The sequence below is a fragment of the Lysobacter sp. ESA13C genome, from assembly GCF_019970005.1.
GTDB lineage: Bacteria > Pseudomonadota > Gammaproteobacteria > Xanthomonadales > Xanthomonadaceae > Lysobacter > Lysobacter antibioticus_B.
In genome coordinates this window covers 169,813-186,982 of record NZ_JAHXYK010000004.1, presented here as the reverse complement: position 1 = coordinate 186,982, position 17,170 = coordinate 169,813, and the positions used below count along the sequence as shown (strand labels likewise).

General features: G+C 68.0%; 18 protein-coding genes. 10 read left to right on the top strand and 8 right to left on the bottom strand.

From position 1 onward, the window contains the following. Positions 1 to 295: 295 nt before the first annotated feature. A complete protein-coding gene (gene prmB / locus LC490_RS09780; RefSeq protein ID WP_223620075.1) occupies positions 296 to 1,225 on the bottom strand; it encodes a 50S ribosomal protein L3 N(5)-glutamine methyltransferase in 930 nt (309 codons plus the stop codon). 324 nt (positions 1,226 to 1,549) lie between these two features. On the opposite strand from prmB, the gene LC490_RS09775 reads away from it, so the two are divergent. The 3 genes from LC490_RS09775 to LC490_RS09765 are packed head-to-tail and all read left to right on the top strand — an operon-like array spanning position 1,550 to position 4,078. Continuing rightward, positions 1,550 to 2,197 (top strand): SCO family protein, encoded by a 648-nt coding sequence (locus tag LC490_RS09775; protein ID WP_031370899.1) that lies wholly within the window; start codon positions 1,550 to 1,552, stop codon positions 2,195 to 2,197. Continuing rightward, entirely contained in the window at positions 2,194 to 3,042 is an 849-nt protein-coding gene (gene asd / locus LC490_RS09770) for an archaetidylserine decarboxylase (RefSeq protein WP_223620074.1), read from the top strand. The genes LC490_RS09775 and asd overlap by 4 nt, the downstream gene beginning before the upstream one ends. Before the next feature lie 40 nt (positions 3,043 to 3,082). Continuing rightward, positions 3,083 to 4,078, top strand: a complete 996-nt coding sequence (locus LC490_RS09765) for a hypothetical protein (RefSeq protein ID WP_223620073.1) — start codon at positions 3,083 to 3,085, stop codon at positions 4,076 to 4,078. A 49-nt stretch (positions 4,079 to 4,127) separates the two neighbouring features. Here the strand turns inward: LC490_RS09765 and LC490_RS09760 are convergent, their stop codons facing one another. The 5 genes from LC490_RS09760 to LC490_RS09740 form a co-directional block, all read right to left on the bottom strand. Continuing rightward, a complete protein-coding gene (locus LC490_RS09760; protein WP_223620072.1) occupies positions 4,128 to 5,912 on the bottom strand; it encodes an XVIPCD domain-containing protein in 1,785 nt (594 codons plus the stop codon). A gap of 90 nt (positions 5,913 to 6,002) precedes the next feature. Beyond that, positions 6,003 to 6,467: a hypothetical protein gene (locus LC490_RS09755; RefSeq protein ID WP_152566101.1), complete on the bottom strand. Its 465-nt coding sequence runs from the start codon at positions 6,465 to 6,467 to the stop codon at positions 6,003 to 6,005. Between the two features lie 109 nt (positions 6,468 to 6,576). Next, positions 6,577 to 7,266: a lysoplasmalogenase gene (locus LC490_RS09750; RefSeq protein WP_051884517.1), complete on the bottom strand. Its 690-nt coding sequence runs from the start codon at positions 7,264 to 7,266 to the stop codon at positions 6,577 to 6,579. Continuing rightward, on the bottom strand, positions 7,263 to 8,480 hold the full coding sequence (locus tag LC490_RS09745; RefSeq protein ID WP_223620071.1) for a M50 family metallopeptidase: 1,218 nt from the start codon (positions 8,478 to 8,480) through the stop codon (positions 7,263 to 7,265). Before LC490_RS09745 ends, LC490_RS09750 begins: the two co-directional genes overlap by 4 nt. A gap of 27 nt (positions 8,481 to 8,507) precedes the next feature. Beyond that, on the bottom strand, positions 8,508 to 10,088 hold the full coding sequence (locus tag LC490_RS09740) for a transglycosylase SLT domain-containing protein (protein WP_031370906.1): 1,581 nt from the start codon (positions 10,086 to 10,088) through the stop codon (positions 8,508 to 8,510). A 241-nt stretch (positions 10,089 to 10,329) separates the two neighbouring features. Here LC490_RS09740 and LC490_RS09735 point away from each other — a divergent pair, with 241 nt between their 5' ends. The 4 genes from LC490_RS09735 (at position 10,330) to LC490_RS09720 (ending at position 13,526) form a co-directional block, all read left to right on the top strand. Next, entirely contained in the window at positions 10,330 to 11,865 is a 1,536-nt protein-coding gene (locus LC490_RS09735; protein ID WP_036148070.1) for a helicase HerA-like domain-containing protein, read from the top strand. Between the two features lie 147 nt (positions 11,866 to 12,012). Further along, a complete protein-coding gene (locus tag LC490_RS09730) occupies positions 12,013 to 12,513 on the top strand; it encodes a copper resistance protein NlpE (protein ID WP_081930633.1) in 501 nt (166 codons plus the stop codon). A 10-nt stretch (positions 12,514 to 12,523) separates the two neighbouring features. Next, entirely contained in the window at positions 12,524 to 13,039 is a 516-nt protein-coding gene (greB, locus tag LC490_RS09725; RefSeq protein WP_031370909.1) for a transcription elongation factor GreB, read from the top strand. Positions 13,040 to 13,046: 7 nt separating this feature from the next. Further along, positions 13,047 to 13,526 carry a GNAT family N-acetyltransferase gene (locus tag LC490_RS09720; protein WP_036148071.1) on the top strand — a complete coding sequence of 160 codons (480 nt, stop codon included), beginning with the start codon at positions 13,047 to 13,049 and terminating at the stop codon, positions 13,524 to 13,526. 72 nt (positions 13,527 to 13,598) lie between these two features. Here the strand turns inward: LC490_RS09720 and LC490_RS09715 are convergent, their stop codons facing one another. Together LC490_RS09715 and LC490_RS09710 are read right to left on the bottom strand one after the other, a co-directional pair. Next, a complete protein-coding gene (locus LC490_RS09715) occupies positions 13,599 to 14,243 on the bottom strand; it encodes a hypothetical protein (protein ID WP_031370911.1) in 645 nt (214 codons plus the stop codon). A 196-nt stretch (positions 14,244 to 14,439) separates the two neighbouring features. Continuing rightward, complete coding sequence (locus LC490_RS09710; RefSeq protein WP_031370912.1) at positions 14,440 to 14,844, bottom strand: hypothetical protein; 405 nt, start codon at positions 14,842 to 14,844, stop codon at positions 14,440 to 14,442. Between the two features lie 129 nt (positions 14,845 to 14,973). Between LC490_RS09710 and LC490_RS09705 the strand changes: the two genes are divergently transcribed. From LC490_RS09705 to LC490_RS09695, 3 genes are all read left to right on the top strand, one after another. After that, entirely contained in the window at positions 14,974 to 15,792 is an 819-nt protein-coding gene (locus LC490_RS09705) for a helix-turn-helix transcriptional regulator (protein WP_223620070.1), read from the top strand. A gap of 91 nt (positions 15,793 to 15,883) precedes the next feature. After that, a complete protein-coding gene (locus LC490_RS09700; RefSeq protein WP_223620069.1) occupies positions 15,884 to 16,333 on the top strand; it encodes a metalloregulator ArsR/SmtB family transcription factor in 450 nt (149 codons plus the stop codon). A gap of 43 nt (positions 16,334 to 16,376) precedes the next feature. Then, positions 16,377 to 16,928 (top strand): SRPBCC family protein, encoded by a 552-nt coding sequence (locus LC490_RS09695; protein ID WP_223620068.1) that lies wholly within the window; start codon positions 16,377 to 16,379, stop codon positions 16,926 to 16,928. The last annotated feature ends 242 nt before the right edge of the window (positions 16,929 to 17,170 follow it).

Genomic DNA, 17,170 nt, shown 5'->3' with positions numbered 1-17,170 from the left:
AGGGAAAACCGACGATGTGGAGTGTGCCGTAGACACCGATCTCGCGCGAACTACCATCGCGACCTACGTCGTCCACCATAGCCGACGGCGCAGGTTTCCGCTGCAACGATGAGCGAAGCCCAATGCGACGAGGTGGTCGGCGACCCTACGCCGGAGTATCCGCGCGCGTGCACGAACCCAGACGCCGCGGGGCGCTTGCGGATTCCGGTCGGTCTGGCGCCTGGCGCGTGCTGGATCAGCGTTCAGGCGCTGCGGGGACGCGTCGCGTCGCCCGCCACCGGCCGCCGACGCACGCTCAACCGCGCGCGTCGGCGAGTCGTTTGATTTCGTCGTGGTGTTCGACGAGGTCGTGGCGTTCGGCCACGAAGATGCCCATCTGGCCGACCTTGAACTCGACCCAGGCCAGCGGCAGTTGCGGCAGCAGCTCGACGAGGGCGCGTTCGGCCTCGCCGACTTCGCAGATCAGCAGGCCGTGCTCGCTGAGGTGATCGGGCGCGTCGCGCAGGATCTTCAGCGCCAGGTCCAGGCCGTCGTCACCGGCACGCAGGCCGAGCTCGGGTTCGTAGGAGTATTCCTTCGGCAGCGCGTCGGTTTCGTCGTTGGTGACGTAGGGCGGATTGGTCACGATCAGATCGAAGACCTCGCCCTGCAGCCCCTTGAACAGATCGGACTTGCGCAGCTCGAGGTTATCGGCGTGCAGGCGGGCCTTGTTCTCGGTGGCCAGCGACAGCGCGTCGTCGTTGATATCGGCGCCGACCACCTGCCACTCCGGGTGGTAATGCGCGGTGGCGATGGCGATGCAGCCCGAACCGGTGCACAGGTCGAGCGCGCGCTCGACCTCGCGGCCGCCGAGCCAGGGCTCGAAGCCCGACTCGATTAATTCGGCGATCGGCGAACGCGGCACCAGGGCGCGGCGGTCGCTCTTGAAACTCAGGCCCGCGAACCAGGCCTCGCCGGTCAGGTAGGCGGCCGGGATGCGCTCGTTGACGCGGCGCTCGAACAGTTCCAGCACCTTGGCCTTTTCTTCGCCGGTCACGCGGCCGGCGCCGTACACCGGGCTCAGGTCGTGCGGCAGGTGCAGCGCGTGCAGGACCAACTGGGTGGCCTCGTCGAGCGCGTTGTCGTAGCTGTGGCCGAAGGTCAGCCCGGCCGCGCCGAAGCGGCTGGCGCCGTAGCGGATCAGGTCGACGAGGGTCAGCTGTTCGAAGGAGGCGGAAGCGGGCACGGCGGGTCCAGGGCAAAACAAGGCGCGCAGTATAGCGGGTGAGGTGGATTCGGGCTTGGGGGACGGCAAGAGCAAATCCCCCCTGCCCCCCTTTTTCAAAGGGGGGAAGCCCTTCGGGGCGGTTTCGGCCGGGCCTGTTGGAGGGGCCGAGCCTGGACGTGCTCCCAGTTTCCTTACGAATCCTCCAGACGAGTCCCCCCCTTTGAAAAAGGGGGGCAGGGGGGATTTGCTTTTCGCTCCCGGCCCGCCCCTCGATCCGTCACACCAAACAAGCGCCCGCCTCCGCGCCCGGTATCATGCCCCGGCGCAACAAACGGAATCGCCATGTTCAATCGCACCACCGCCATCGTCCTGGTCGCCGCGCTCGCCGCCGCAGCCGGCCTGTGGGCGTCCAGGCAGTACTTCGGCAGCGCCCGTCCTTCGCCCTGGCCGCAGACCAAGGCGGTGCGCCTGTTCGAGCCGCCGCGCACCCTGCCGGCGTTTTCGCTGCGCCAGTCCGACGGCACCCAGCTCATTCCCGGCGAACTCAAGGGCCACTGGACCCTGGTCTTCCTCGGCTTCACCCATTGCCCCGACGTCTGCCCGACCACCCTGGCCGAGCTGTCGGTGGCGCAGAAGCAATGGGACTCGATTCCCGAATCCACCCGTCCGCGGGTGTTGTTCGTCTCGGTCGACCCCGAGCGCGACCCGCCCGACCGCATCGGCGAGTACGCGCACGGCTTCCACAAAGACACCCTGGCGGCGACCGCCGACATCCCGGCGCTGGAAACCTTCACCAAGTCGCTCGGCATGGTGTTCGGCAAGGTGCCGGCGCCCGACGGCGCGCCCGCCGACCAGTACACGATGGACCACAGCGCCAGCATGGCCGTGCTCGATCCGCAGGGCCGCATGGCCGGCCTGATCCGACCGCCGCTGGACCCGAACGCCATCGCCGCCGACCTTGCCGCACTGACCGAAGCCAAGACCCCGTGAGTCTCGTCACCACCCTGACCTATGCCCTGCCGCACCGCGCGCTGTCCTCGATCGCGCGCTCGCTGGCCTATTCCTCCAACCCGCGCGTCAAGCAGTGGCTGATCGATACGGTCACGCGCAAGTTCGGCGTGAATCTCGGCGAAGCCGCTGAGCCCGATGCGCAGGCCTATCCGACCTTCAACGCTTTCTTCACCCGCGCGCTGAAGCCCGGCGCGCGCGTGCCCGAGGCCGACCCGCGCAGCTTGTTGATGCCGGCCGACGGCCGCATCAGCCAGTGCGGGCCGATCCGCGCCGGCGAAATCTTCCAGGCCAAGGGCCAGTCGTTCACCGCGACCGAGCTGCTCGGCGGCGACGAAGCCGCGGCCGCGCCGTTCCGCGATGGCGTGTTCGCCACGGTCTATCTGTCGCCGAAGGACTATCACCGCGTGCACATGCCCTGGGCCGGCACCCTGCGCGAAACCGTGCACGTGCCGGGCCGCTTGTTCAGCGTCGGCCCGGACGCGGTGCGCAACGTGCCGCGTCTGTTCGCGCGCAACGAGCGCCTGGTCTGCCACTTCGACACCGACTTCGGGCCGATGGCGATGGTCATGGTCGGCGCGCTGTTGGTCTCGGGCGTGGAAACGGTCTGGAGCGGAGTCGAGATCCCCCGCTACGGCGATCGCGTCCAACACAAGGACTACCGCGGCAAGGGCATCGCGCTCGAACGTTTCGCCGAAATGGCCCGCTTCAACTACGGTTCGACCGTGATCGTGCTGTTGCCGCCGGGCGTGGCGAACCTGGCCGACGGCCTCGGCGCGGAAACCGCGGTGCGCCTGGGCGAAGCCCTGGCCCGACGCAACGACTGAATCGCTGCGACTTCGCAAACCTCACCCAAGGAGGGGAATCATGTCATTTCATCAACGCCCGGCCCTGCGCCGGGCGGCCTGCCTGTTGTTGATCGCCGCCCTCGCCGCCTGCAGCAGCAAGAGCGAGAACGAGCAGTTGCTCGAACTGCGCGACGGCCTGGCCTACACCCAATATCGGCGCCTGTCCGAGAGCGGCTTGCCGGGCGCGATCGGCGCCTACCGAAAAGGCATGGAATGGAGCGGCAAGACGCCGCCGGTCGAGTTCGACGAGGCCGACTACTGCGCCATGCACGTGCTGCTTGCCTACGGCGCACTGGTCGCCGACAAGAGCACGATCGCCTTGGCCGAAAGCGACATCGTCGAGGCGCGCAAGTGCGGCAGCTTCGATCGCGTCGCCGCGAACTCGCTGCGTTCGGTGGTGTTCCAGCGACTGGAATGGCCGCAACTGGCCCAGGCCGAGAGCGACAAAGTCTGGACCGCGCCGCAGGCGCCCGGCGCGGATCAACCGCCGGTCGCGCACGTGATCACCTTGCATGCCGCCCTGACTTATCTGGCGGTGAGCGAGAAGCGCTGGGACCGCGCCCAGGTGCATATCGATGCGCTCGGGCAGCTGTTGAAGCAGCCGTGGATGAGCGAGCTGCCGCGCGCCGGCCTGGCGTTCCAGGAAGGCCGCACCCGCGACGGTCTGGTCACGCTCAAGCGCATGAGCCAGGACCCGAGCGCACCCGAGCCGGTGCGCAAGGAACTCGCGCGTTTCATCGCCAAGGTCGAAGCCAAGGGCGGCGACGTCGATTCCTTCGTCTTCATGCCGCGCCTGATCGCGGTGCTGACTTGGGAAGCGGTCAAGCAAGAAGGGCCGGACGTGCTGCGCACCACCACGCGCTTCGCCGAAGAGCAGGCCTGGAAGCCCTTGAACGATTCGGTCAAGGACGGCGCCGGCAAGGCCCGCGAAGTCGCCGGCGGCTGGTGGAATAAAGCCCGCGACGCGGTCTCCTCCGACGCGAAGGCGGCGCCCGAGGCCGCGAAACCGCAGTAAGCGCACCGCCGTCGCACCAGGCGACGGCGGTGCGATGCAGCGGGGCTTATTACATGCCCCGCGCGTGCGGCGGCAGCGCCTGCTGCTGGGTCTGGTGTTGCTGCTCGTGTTGCGCCGCCTGCTGCGGGCCGAGCTGGCTCAGGCGCTGCTGCGAATCCTGCACCGGCGTATTGGTCGCATCGGCGGTCGGCATGTGCGCGCGCAGGCTGGCCGGGTCGTTGGCCGCGCCCTGCACCACGAACACGTTCTGCCCGGCGCGCTGGGTCTCGGTCTGCTGGCTCAGGAACACGCCGTCGATGCGCTCGAAACCGTTCTGGCGGGCCAGGCAGGCGACGCTGAAGATCATGCATTCGCTGGTTTGGTCCGGGGTGCGCCCGAGCCGCGCGTCGAGCTGATTGACCTGGGCCCGCGCTTGTTGCACCAAGGGGTCTTCCGGCCCGGCACGTCCGCTCGCGTTCGCATGCGGCTGGGTCGCCTGCGGCGGGACCTCCGGCACCTGCACGCCCGGCGTCTGGGTGGCCGGGGTCTGCGCGCCAGGCGGCTGCGGCTGCGTCGCCGGTTGCTGAGCGGCCGGCTGCAGCGCCGGATCCGGCGTGGTGCGCAGCACCGGCGCATGCGGATCGACGTGCAGCAGGCGCGTGGTGGCGCCGTTGTGGGTCTGGCTGAGGTCGGTGGTGCCGTCGCGATTGCGCACCCGCGAAAGCTCGTTGCGATCGACATCGGCCCACACGCCACCGATATTGGAATGACCGCTGCCGTCGCGGTTCCAGACCACGAAGTCGTTGCCGGACGCGTACAGGCCTGCGGTCGGACGCCCTGCCCGGCCCTGGCCTTCCTGCTGCGGACGGCCATAGGCATAGGCGCCGCCCTGGTCGAGCGCGTGGATCAAGGCCGGCGCCTCGACCTTCTGCAGGAACAAATTCTTGGCGGTGTCGTACTCGGCGGCGAGATGCGGACGCGCCGCGTCCTGACCGGTCTGGCGGGGATTGACCAGGGGATTGGCCATCACGTCCTGCCAGGTCTGGTGCAGCGGGCTGCGCGAGTCGGCGTTGCGCAGCGCAATCATCACTTCCGCGCCCTGCAGCGCGGCGTCGCGGCCGGTCTCCATGTAGTCGCGGTCGCCGCTGGTCCTCGGCAACAGGCGGTCGACCGCGCCGCTGACGTCGGCGACGCTGTTATGGGTGCCGTTGTTCATGTCGCGCAACAAGGCCGGGGTCCAGCGCGTGCCGCTCTGGTTCTCGACCTTGGCCACCATCGTAGTCAGGCGCACTTGGTCGTCGGGCGTGGAATTGCGGTACAGCGCGGTCTGGCTGACCTGGGCCATGACGCCGCTGACCAGTTCGTTGGCCTGGGCGACGTCGCGGTTGTGGATGTAGGTGACGCCGGCGTCGGAGCGCAGGAATTCGTTGAGATTGCCTTCGATGCGCGCGTCCATCGCGCGCCCGCCCTGGGCGGTGATGGTGTTGCCGTTGCGGCCGAGGTCGGCGATGGTCTGGGTGCGTTCGGCGGCGCTGAGCACGCGGTCGGGATGATTCGCGCGGGCCCAGCCCTGATAGGCGTCGACCAGCGACGGCACCACTTCGGGATGCTGGCCCAGGTCGGTCTGCAAGGTGCCGATCGAATAGCCGCTGTTGCCGACCGGCTGCATCACCCCGTTGACGGTGTTGCCGGCGAAGGACAGGTGATTGGAGACGTCGCGGCCGCCGACGCTGCCCTCGGAGCCCACGCCGATGGCGAAATAGGCGATCGCGCGGCGTTCGTCGTCGGTCATGACGCGCGGCGGCGGGGCCGCAGGCGGTGTCGCCGCGGCGTCGTTCTGTGCGGGTTGGTTCATGGTCTAGCCTCCTTGCTGCGACACGGGCCGGAGCGCCCGCGGCTTCGCTGTCTGTTCGGACCCTTCTGTGCGGACCCCATCGTCCGCGGCTCAGTTGTCTTTGGGTTCGTCGTCTTTGGCTTCGTCGTCGGCGCACTGGTCGTCGGTCGGCACCTTCTGCCCGGCCTTGGCTTCGTGCAAGGTCAGATAGGGTTTGTAGTCGCTGCCGAACTTCCGGTACCAGACCACCGTCGCCTTATCGCGCACGAGATAGGCCGAAGCCTCGCCATAGCTCGGGCAGGCTGGCGTGCCGGTGTCGCTGCAGAACTGCAGGAACAACTTGTCGTCGCGCAGCTCGCCCTTGAGCTTGCCGCTGTCGCCGCCGACGCGGGTGCCGTCGTCCCAGCTGCCGGTATAGGACTGGCCCGAACCGGCCAGGTCCAGATTGGCGGTGTGGTTCCAGCCGCAGCTTTGCTGATAGCTCCACTGGCCATCGAAACGCACCCCGGCCGAAGCGCAGGAACACAACAATAAGGTCAGCAACGCCGCGGCGGCGCGATTACATCCTGTAAGCATGACGGACTCCAGACGGACCATGCGCAGCGATTTAGCACGCGCCCTGGCTTTAGTAAACCGATTCCCGGGCCCAGGTCCGGTTACGGGGCGATAGAGCATCAAAGCGCGATCAGCCGCGGCGAACCGACAGCGCGATCAGAGTCTGCGCGATCCAATAGGTCGCCAACACCACGGCCGAGGCGGCCGCGAACGGCGCGGCGAAGCGGTCGATCGCCAGGGTCGCGTCGGAGGCGACGAAGAACGCCCCGCCCAAGGCAGCCAAGGCGGTCGCCCGCGAGGCGCGGTGGCGCCATGCCGCGGCGGCCTGCGCCGCCATCGCCGCGAGCACCACCACGTAGACGATCACCGGGACCCGCAGTTCCCCCGGCAGATGCGGCCATAGCACCGACAGCACCGCCGCGGCCAGCGCGGCATACGCCGGAAACGGCCAGACCGCGGCGAACCAGGGCGCGCGCCGGGTCAGGCCGATCAGGTACGCGATATGGGCGCACAGAAAACTGCCGAGCCCGAACACGAACCAGTCGCCCGGCAACATCAGGAACACGTCGCCCAGGGTCGACAACAGCAGGCCGATCAGGATCGCGCGCCGGTAGCCGGTACCTGCGTCGACTTCGGGCTCCCCCTCGCCGCCGCGACGCAGCAGCATCGCCACGATCAACAGCGTGGTCAGCGGCTTGAATACATAGTGCAGCCACGGCGCCAGATAACTGCCGGCGATCGCCAGCGCTGCCGACAGCGCGATCGCTGCGAGCCACGGGTTTCGATGCGAAGACGAGGTCGTTGCGATGCGGTTTTTCATGCCGACGCCACTGTCTCACGATCCTTATGCAGCGAACCGGGACCGGCGTCGATCAAGGCTTCGATCTCTCGGCGCAGACGCGCCTCATGGGCCCGCAGCCTGGGCTCGATCGCGCCTTCGGCGTACCGGCGCGACACGACCAGTTGCTTGCGAGCCGTCTCCCGGTCGCCGCGCAAGGCCGCGGCCAAGGCACGCAGGCGCGGCAGCACATGCGGCACGTACCAGAGCACCGGCGTGCGCGGATCGACCAAGTCGATGATCGCGGCATCGCGCTCGGTCCAGGCCTGCAGATAGCGCCCCTCGATCTTGCACAACTCCATCGCGGCGAAGTTCTGCGCCTGCAATGTTTCGTCGTAAGTGTCGAAACGCGCCTGCATCTGCGCCAACAACCGCCTCGCTGTCTCTGCCCCACCACGTTGCAGCGCGTGTTGGAAGCAGAACCAATCGTGGACCAGCGGCACCGGCTCTGGTTCCGCGATCAAACGCCCCAACAACTCTTCGGGCAGTTGTTCGTGTGGTTCGCTATGCAAAAGCCACCTATGGATCTCATAGGAGGCCGCACCGGCCAGTTGCTCGTGACGGTTGCGCCAGGCCTGCAGAAAAAGCAGGCCGTCGTTGGCGGATCCATCAGTCGCTCGCGGTAACAGATTGCTCAAGCCTGTCGAAAGATTCAGGAAGGCGAACAGTTCCCAAAGCTTCTGGGAAGTCGGGGATTCAGAACCGAACGCGATCGCCAGGCCGGCGCCCGCCATTAGCAGATTCGCGAGCGGGCCACCGAGTGCCTGCACAAGCAGTGCTCGACGTGGATCGCACCCAGGTTGGGCGTACGCCTCGACCAAACCGCGAATACTGCTGTTACCGGTACAGGGACGGCGGCGAAGACGCAGGCCGCGCCGCCTCGGCTGGATCTCCAGAGAACCGACGATCACCCGCACCGTGGTCATGCCGAACAGATGCGCAGACAACCAATGTCCGCCTTCGTGAATCGCCAGCGTGAGCCATAGCACCGGCACGACCGTGGCGATCAGCAAAAGGGGGCCATACCGGTTGTACTGGGCATCCGTATTGACCAAGAGCACAACGAAGCCGCACCAGGTCAGCACGGTCAGCAGAGTGTTCAACTTGCCGAAGAACCTCTGCCACCGCGGCGACAAATCCCAGGCGACGGGCGCCGCCCGGGTCGGTGCAAGCTCATCGTCGGCGGGCGCGTCCATGCGTTCGCTCCGGGCTCGGCGACCGGCTTACGGGCCGCAACCGTTGAGTTTGAGCTTCTGGCCCGGCTTGACCATATAACGCGGGGCCTTGATGCCGTTGGCCTTGGCGAGTTGCTTGGTGTCGCACTGGAACTTCTGCGCGACGTCGGTCAGGGTTTCGCCGCGCTGGACGCGGTAGTCGCGCGGCGTCGCCGGCTTCTTCTTCGCCGGCGCTTGCGGCGAGGCCAGGCCGGCCAGTTCGCCGGCGGCGATGGTGGTCGGCAGGGTGCCGTCGACGGCGCCGTCGGAAGACGGCAACACCGTGAGCGGGCCGGTGCGGACGATGGCGTTGCTGGCATCGCTCATCACCAGGGTATGGGCGAGTTCGGCGCGCTTGCCCTGGGTGCACCAGCGGTTGTACAGGCCGACCATCTTGACCGTGGCGTTGAGGCTGGTGCCGGCCGCGAGATAGCTGCTGGGCTGGTAACGCGGGTTGAGGTTGCGCAGCGCGCGCATATAGCCCTCGCGGGTGCCGCCGTTGCCCAGGCAGATGGTCAGCTCGTAGATCGAAGTGGCTTTGCTCAGGCGCAGCGGCGCCGGCTTGGCGTCGATGCGGGGAAAACGCAGGCCGTATTCGCGCGGATGCAGGTACAACCAGGCCGCCGCGATCACCATCGGCACGTAGTCGCGGGTCTCGGCCGGGAACTGGTTATAGACCGACTCGTCCCAGAAATTGCGTCCGCCGCTGGCGTTGTTGATGCGCAGCGCGCGGCCTTCGCCGCCGTTGTAGGCCGCCAGCGACATCTCGATGCTGTTGTTGAGCTGGCCCAGGCGCTCGTTCAAATACGAAGCGGCGGCCTCAGAGGACGCGCGCGGGTCGTAGCGGGTGTCGAAACCGCTGCCGTCGTCGCCGAGCCCGAAGCGCTTGCCGGTGGCGAACATGAACTGCAAGGGACCGGCGGCGCCGGCGCGCGAGGTCACGTGGACCTTGCCGTTGGACTCCTTGGCCATGATCCCGAACAGCAGCGCTTCCGGCAGGCCGGCGCGCTCGAACTGCGGCCACATCATCTGGCGCATGTACTGATAGTTTTCGTGGGTCTGAATCAGCGAACCGCGCATGTCGGTGAGCCAGCGGCGGATGCCGGCCTGCACCGCCGGGTTGTACTGGACCATCTTGACGAAGCGCTGGCCGTCGTCGCTGAGCAGCGCGGCCGCGCGCGCGGCCTCCGGCACGTCGGCGCCGAGCCCTTCGCTGTCGAGCGTGCCGCCCTCGTCGAGTTCTTCGTCGCCGCCGGCAACGGAGGCATCGGCGTTGGCCTTGAGCAGGCGCTTGTAGCCGGCGAGCATCGTGGTCAGCTGGCAACCCTTCTGCTTCATGCAGGCCGCGATCACGTCCTCCATGTCCTCGAGCGCGGCATCGCTCTCGCGGCGCCCGGCCGGGTCGGCGTTGCGGATCTTGACCAGGGCCGACTGATAGCGGGCCTCGCCGGACTGCATGCGCTGGGTCAGGGCATCGACGGCGGCCTGGTCGCGCTTGGACAGCGCGGCGGCATCGGGCGAAAGACAGGACAGCGCGAGCGCGGCGGCGAACGGCGCGAGGGCGCCCGGGATGCGGAGGGAAGCAGGCATGTGGCGGGCAGCAGGTCCTTGTTGCGGGGGCCCAGGGTAACGGCGGGGTCCGGGCGCGGCAAGAAAACACGACGTTGCCGGCTTTTCCGTGTTTGCCGGGTTCATTCCGGCGCCGTCTGCGGCGAATCGCGACCCCGGTCGCGCCGGCGCATGAGCCCGACCGGATCACAGTTCACGAACCTCACGACGCTGCCGCTAGAATCGGCCCTTCGCTTTCTCTTCATGGATCACGGACGCGGATATGGCTTCGACCCCCGGCGCAACCCAGAACGACATCCTGATCGGCAAGGCCGTGACCACCCCCGACAGCGGCCAGGTGTTCCTGCACACCAAGCTCGGCAACCGCCACGGCCTGGTCGCCGGCGCCACCGGCACCGGCAAGACCGTCACCCTGATGACGCTGGCCGAAGGCTTCTCGCGCCAGGGCGTGCCGGTGTTCCTCGCCGACGTGAAGGGCGACGTCGCCGGCCTGGCCATGCCCGGCACCCTCAACGACAAGCTGCAGGCGCGCCTGGGCGAGATCGGCATCGCCGACTTCGCCCCCGCCGGCAACCCGGCGGTGTTCTGGGACCTGTTCGGCAAGCTCGGCCATCCGGTGCGCACCACCGTCAGCGAAATGGGCCCGACCCTGCTCGCGCGCATCCTCGAACTCAACGACACCCAGTCCGGCGTGCTCGACATCGTGTTCAAGCTCGCCGACGACCGCGGCCTGCTGCTGCTCGACCTGGAAGACCTGCGCGCCCTGCTCGGCCTGGTCGCCGACGAGCGCAAGGACATCTCGACCAGCTACGGCCTGGTCAGCACCCAGTCGGTCGGCGCGATCCAGCGCTCGCTGCTGCGCCTGGAACAGGAGGGCGGCGCGCATTTCTTCGGCGAGCCGGCGCTGGAGCTGAACGACCTGATGCGCACCACCAGCGACGGCCGCGGCGTCATCAACATCCTCGCCGCCGATTCGCTGATCCTCAAGCCGCGCCTGTATTCGAGCTTCCTGCTGTGGCTGCTGTCGGAGCTGTTCGAGCAACTGCCCGAAGTCGGCGACCTCGACCGGCCCAAGCTGGTGTTCGTGTTCGACGAGGCCCACCTGCTGTTCGACGACGCGCCGCCGGCGCTGCAGCAGCGCGTCGAACAGGTCGTGCGCATCATCCGTTCCAAGGGCGTCGGCGTGTATTTCTGCTCGCAGTTTCCCGACGACATCCCCGACAACATCCTCGGCCAACTCGGCAACCGCGTGCAGCACGCGCTGCGCGCCTTCACCCCGCGCGACCAGAAGGCGGTCAAGACCGCGGCCGAAACCTTCGTGCCCAATCCGGCGCTGAAGGTCGCCGAGGTGATCTCCCAGCTCGGCACCGGCGAGGCGCTGGTCTCGACCCTGCAGGACAAGGGCGTGCCGATGCCGGTCGAACGCACCCTGGTGGCGCCGCCGCGCTGCCGCATGGGCGCGATCACCGAGGCCGAACGCGCGCAATTGCGTGCGAGCAGCCCGATCGGGCCGAAGTACGACAACTCGATCGACCGCGAATCGGCCGCGGAAATGCTGGCCAAGCGCGCCGAAACCGCCGCCGTGCAGGCCGACGCCCCCGCCGCCAAGACCCGCGAGCAGGACGACCAGGAGGAAGGCGGCATCGGTCAGTCGATCAAGGACGCGGTGTTCGGCACCAAGCGCCGCCAGGGCATGGTCGAGACCATGGCCAAACAGACCGCGCGCACGGTCGGCAACCAGATCGGCCGGCAGATCCTGCGCGGCCTGCTCGGCGGCATCTTCGGCGGCAAGCGCTAGCCGTACGGCACGGCCCGACGCGACCGCGCTGCGCGGCCGCTCGGGCAGGCCGCGCCCCGGTTTCCCTGCTCTTCGCAGCACTCGCTACTCGCAGCACCCGCCCTCGGTTTCATCGATCGTTTCCACCATCCCGACCAGGAGTCGCTCATGACCAAGCAATCGCTCGCTCTCGCCTGCCTCGCCGCGCTCGCCCTGAGCGCATGCAATAAACCTGCCGAAGCGCCGACCGCTCCGGCCGATGCGCCCAAGGCCGCCGAAGCCGCACCGGCAGCCCCCGCGCCCGAACCGATTCCGGCCGAAGCGCCGAAGACCGGCTTCGACGTGGCCGCCTTCGCCGGCAGCTTCAGCGGCACCCTGCCCTGCGCCGATTGCGCCGGCATCGACACCAAGGTCGAATTCAAGAGCGACGGCACCTACGCCATCGAAGAGACCTACCAGGGCAAGAAGGACGGCAACGCCAAGGGCGACGGCACCTGGACCGCCGAGGAAGAAGGCAAGCGCCTGCGCCTGGACCCGAACAGCAAGAGCGACCAGGACCGTCTGTTCGAAGTCGTCTCCAAGGAAGAGATCCGCCTGCTCGACCAGGAAGGCAAGGCGATCGACTCGCAGCTCAACTACAACCTCAAGCGCGTCAGCGCGGCGCAGTAAGCGAGCACCCATGGCCCGCTGGCGACCTCCTGCCGAACACAGCACCGCGCTGATCACGCGCGAGGGCCACGCGCGCCTGAAGCACGAACTCGACGACCTGTGGCGCGTGCGTCGCCCGGAAGTCGTCAAAGCCCTGGCCGCCGCGGCGGCCGAGGGCGATCGCTCGGAAAACGCCGAATACATCTACCGCAAGAAGCAACTCGGCGAGATCGACCGGCGCGTGCGCTACCTCAGCAAGCGCCTGCCGCTGCTGCATGTCATCGAGACCACGCCGAGCGACCCGCGCTCGGTGTTCTTCGGCGCCTGGGTCGAGGTCGAGAACGTCGCCAACGGCGAACTGGCGCGTTATCGCATCGTCGGCCCGGACGAGACCGACGCCAAGCTCGGCCACATCAGCATCGACTCGCCGCTGGCGCGGGCCATGCTCAAGCGCCGCATCGACGACGAATTCGAGGCGATGCTGCCGGCCGGCCCGCAACGTTACGCGATCGTCGAGGTCGCCTATCGGCCGCCCGCCGACGAGTGAGCGGCCGATGACGGACGAGGTCAGCCTGCGGATCGCCACGGCGGCGGACGCCGAAGCCATCAGCGCCCTGGTCCTGGCATCGGCGCAGCACTGGATCTTTCCGCTTTGCGATGCCGACGGCCGCGCCATCCTGGCCGCCTCGATGGGCGCCGAAGCCACCCGCGAACGCCTGCTCGCCGGGCATGCCTACCTCGTCGCCGAAGCCGAAGGCCGCATCGTCGGCGTGGCCGCGCTGCGCTTGCCGGCGCATCTCTATAACCTGTTCGTCGACGATCGCTTCCAACGCCGCGGCATCGCGCGTCGGCTCTGGTCCGGTCTGCGCGCGCATCCCTTATTGAAGGACGCCTGGCCCACGCAGGTTACCGTCAACGCTTCGCGCCACTCCGTCGGCGTCTATCTGCGCCTGGGCTTCGAGGCTCAGGGCGAGGAGCAGGCGCGCGGCGGCATACCGTCGACGCCGATGCGGTGGCGGGCGCCGCAGGCCTGATCGGGTCCACGCTGCGACCGCGCCGACGTTCGGCGCAGATCGGCAAGTACGGCGACTCCTTCCCAGGCCGTCTTACAAAGACTCCAGCAGCGAATCCGGATTCGGCGTGGTTTCCATGTACAGCGGCTTGCTCGGTCGCTTGTCGCGCTTAGCCGGCGCGTAATCGATGGCCTGATCGCCCTGGCCCGAGTCGTTGACTTCGCCGCGTTCGACGATGCGGTCGCCGGTCAACAGATTCCAACTCAGCTTGACGGTGCCGTGGCTGTTGGTGCGGCTGTAGCGCTCGGCGTCCAGGCCGATCAGGCGCATGCGTTCGGCCTTGGAATCGTAACGGTAACGGTAGGTCGACTGGGTCGCAGTGGTACCGCCGGTCAGGTCTTCGATCACCAGCACGCCCTTGCGGATCGACAGGTCGACATCGCCGAGTGGATAGGGATCGAGTTGCAGCGTGCCGACCGGCTGATGGCCGAAATCGACCTCGCTGCGATACGCCAGCCAGACCATCAGGCTGCGTTGGTCCTCGCCGCGGCCGACGAAGACCGTGTCGATGTCGCCGTCGCCGTTGAGGTCGCCGTCGATGCGCTTTTCCAGTCGGTTGCCGCCGTCGAGCATGCTGGCGACTTGTTCGGCGCTCATCGCCGGGATCGGCCCGGGTTGCGCCGATAGCGGCGCAGCGATCAGCAACGTCGCTGCGAACAGACACAAAATCGGTTTCATCGCATTCTCCCCTAGGCCGCGCAGGCCGGCGCCCGAATATCCGGGCCGACGATTCATCTGACGCCCAATCTAACGCGTCCAGGCCACGGCGGTGGCGGCTCGCGGTCCATCCATCCCGACCCGGCTGCCCAAAACGACGACGGCCCTCGCCTGAGCGAGAGCCGTCGATGCGACGGGTCGGTTTGCAGCCCCGCCCTCAGCCACGCGACTGCCTGCGCAGGCCGAAGAATTGCACCTCGGCGAAGATCGCCACGACCGCCGCCTGCGCCAGTACGTAGGCCATGCCCAGGGTGTTCGGCGCGATCGCGCCTTCGACCAGCACCAGGATCGAGGCTGCGATCCAGGCCAGGTTGATCCCGATCACCGTCCACGCCATCGGCGGCGAGACTGCCTTGCGGGTCAGCATCCAGCCGAGCAAGGCGGTCCAGGCGAGCAAGATCAGGCCGCTGCGCTGCAGCCAACCCGCCTCGATGGCCAGCAAGCCGGACAGGGGTCCGGCCGCGGCGAGTTGCAAGGCGCCGACGGCACCGGAAATAACGGCGTCGGCGACCAGCGCACGACGTAACAAAGAAGAAGGACGAGCTTGAACGGCGATGGCCATGGTCGACTCCTGAAGGCTTGCGGTTGAAGGGCGTGTGGATCTCGGAAGCCATCACACCGCCGCGGCGGCTGCGGGTCGATTACCTGCCAGGTAATGCCGCCGACCGAGGCCTCGGGCTATGGTGAGCGCATGAACGATCTCCGCCCCGTGGGCGAGCTGCTGCGCAATTGGCGCCAGCGTCGCCGCCTGACCCAGTTCGACCTCGCCGAAATGGCCGAGGTCTCGACCCGCCACGTCAGCTTCATCGAGACCGGGCGCTCGCTGCCGAGCCGCGCCTTGCTGCTGCGCCTGGCCGACCGCCTCGACGTGCCCCTGCGCGAAAGGAACCAGTTGATGACCGCCGCCGGTCTCGCGCCGATGTACGCCGAGCGCTCGCTCGACGACCCCGCCCTGCGCGAGGCCCACGCCGCCATCGAGATGGTGCTGTACGGGCACGAGCCACATCCCGCACTGGCGGTCGACCGGCACTGGAACCTGATCATGCACAACCGCGCGGTCGCGCCGCTGCTCGCCGGTATCCCCGATTTCCTGCTTGCGCGGCCGTCGAACGTATTGCGGGTGAGCCTGCACCCCGAAGGCCTGGCGCCGCGCATCATCAATCTCGGCGAATGGCGCGCGCACTTGCTGCACCGCCTGCGCCACCTGGCCGACACCACCCGCGATCCGTTCCTGTCGACGCTGTACGACGAACTGGTCGCCTACCCCTGCGACGATCCTTACGACGAAACCGAACTGACCGCCTCGGCCCACGTCGCGGTGCCGTTCCGGGTGCGCAGCGAGTTCGGCGACCTCGCCTTCATCAGCACCATCACCGTGTTCGGCACTCCGCTCGAAGTCACCCTGTCGGAGCTGGCGATCGAATCCTTCTTCCCCGCCGACGCCGCCACCGCGCAGGCGATGCGCGCCTTCGGCGCCAGCCTGGAGCCGGCGCAGTTCGCCGGGCATTGATCCTCGCCGCCGGCTGACCGCTCGTCGGCGCCCAGGCCAAAATTATACCAATCGGTTGACAATCGCCCCGGCGAAACGGATATTCAACCGCATGGTTGACTATCGCTCCGCACGGCTCGACGCCGTATTTCATGCCCTCGCCGATCCGACCCGGCGGGCGATGCTGCATCGCCTGGCCGAACGCGAGCACAGCGTCGGCGAACTCGCCGAGCCCTATCGCATGACCCTGGCCGCGGCCTCCAAGCACATCAAGGCGCTGGAACGCGCCGGCCTGGTCCGTCGCACCGTGCTCGGCCGCACCCATGTCTGCCGCCTCGAAGCCGGGCCGCTGCACGGCGGCTTCGAGTGGCTGCGTCATTACGAGCGCTATTGGAACCAACGCCTCGACAGCCTCGAAGCGCTGCTGCACGCCGAGGACGAAGCCCTCCGCCCGCGCCAACCGGACGCATCGAAACAGGCTGTGCCCAAAGCGAAACCGAAAGCGAAACCGTCTGCGGCCGAGCAAAAGACCGCCGCTCCGCGGCGCAAACCCCGCGCCTGAGCGCGCATCACCCAGGCCGCGCTCGCGGCCTCAGGAGACCGCCATGAACCTGTCCCCGACTCACGACGACTACGGCACCGTCACCGCCGCCGACACGGTGCGCATCGAACGCCTGCTGCCCGGCCCGATCGATCGGGTCTGGGCCTATCTGACCGAATCCGACAAACGCCGCCGCTGGCTCGCTGCCGGCGACATGGAGCTGCGCCTCGGCGGTGCGGTCGAACTGGTCTTCAACAACGACCGGCTCACCCGCGACGACGACCCGCCGCCGGCGAAGTACGCCCAGTACGGCGGCGAGCACCGCGAACACGGCCAGATCACTGCGTTCGACCCGCCGCATCTGCTCAGCTACACCTGGAGCGACGTGCCGCCCTCGGAGGTGCGCTTCGAACTCGCCGAAGAAGGCGAGCGCGTGCGCCTGGTCGTGACCCATAGTCGCCTGGCCGATCGCGCCATGATGATCAGCGTCGCCGGCGGCTGGCACACCCATCTCGGCATCCTGGTCGCCCTGCTTTCGGGCGAACAGCCGCAAGGCTTCTGGCGCACTCACACCCGGGTCGAGGCCGAGTACGAACGGCGCATCCCCTCGGCGTGAGCGAACGGCATCCCACCGGATTCGCCGACAGCGGCTAAGCTTGGCGTCCTGTCGGCGAAAACTCAGAGGTCGCGCGTGTCCATCGGTCATTCCACATCCTCCTCGTCCGCTAACGTGGCCCCCTCGCGCCTGCACCGTTGGGCGCGCGCCTTGCCGCTGGCCTTGGCCCTGGTTTCGACCGCCGTCGCCGTGAGCGCCTGCCGCAAGCCGGCGTCGCAGGAAGAAGCGGCGGCGAAGGTCTT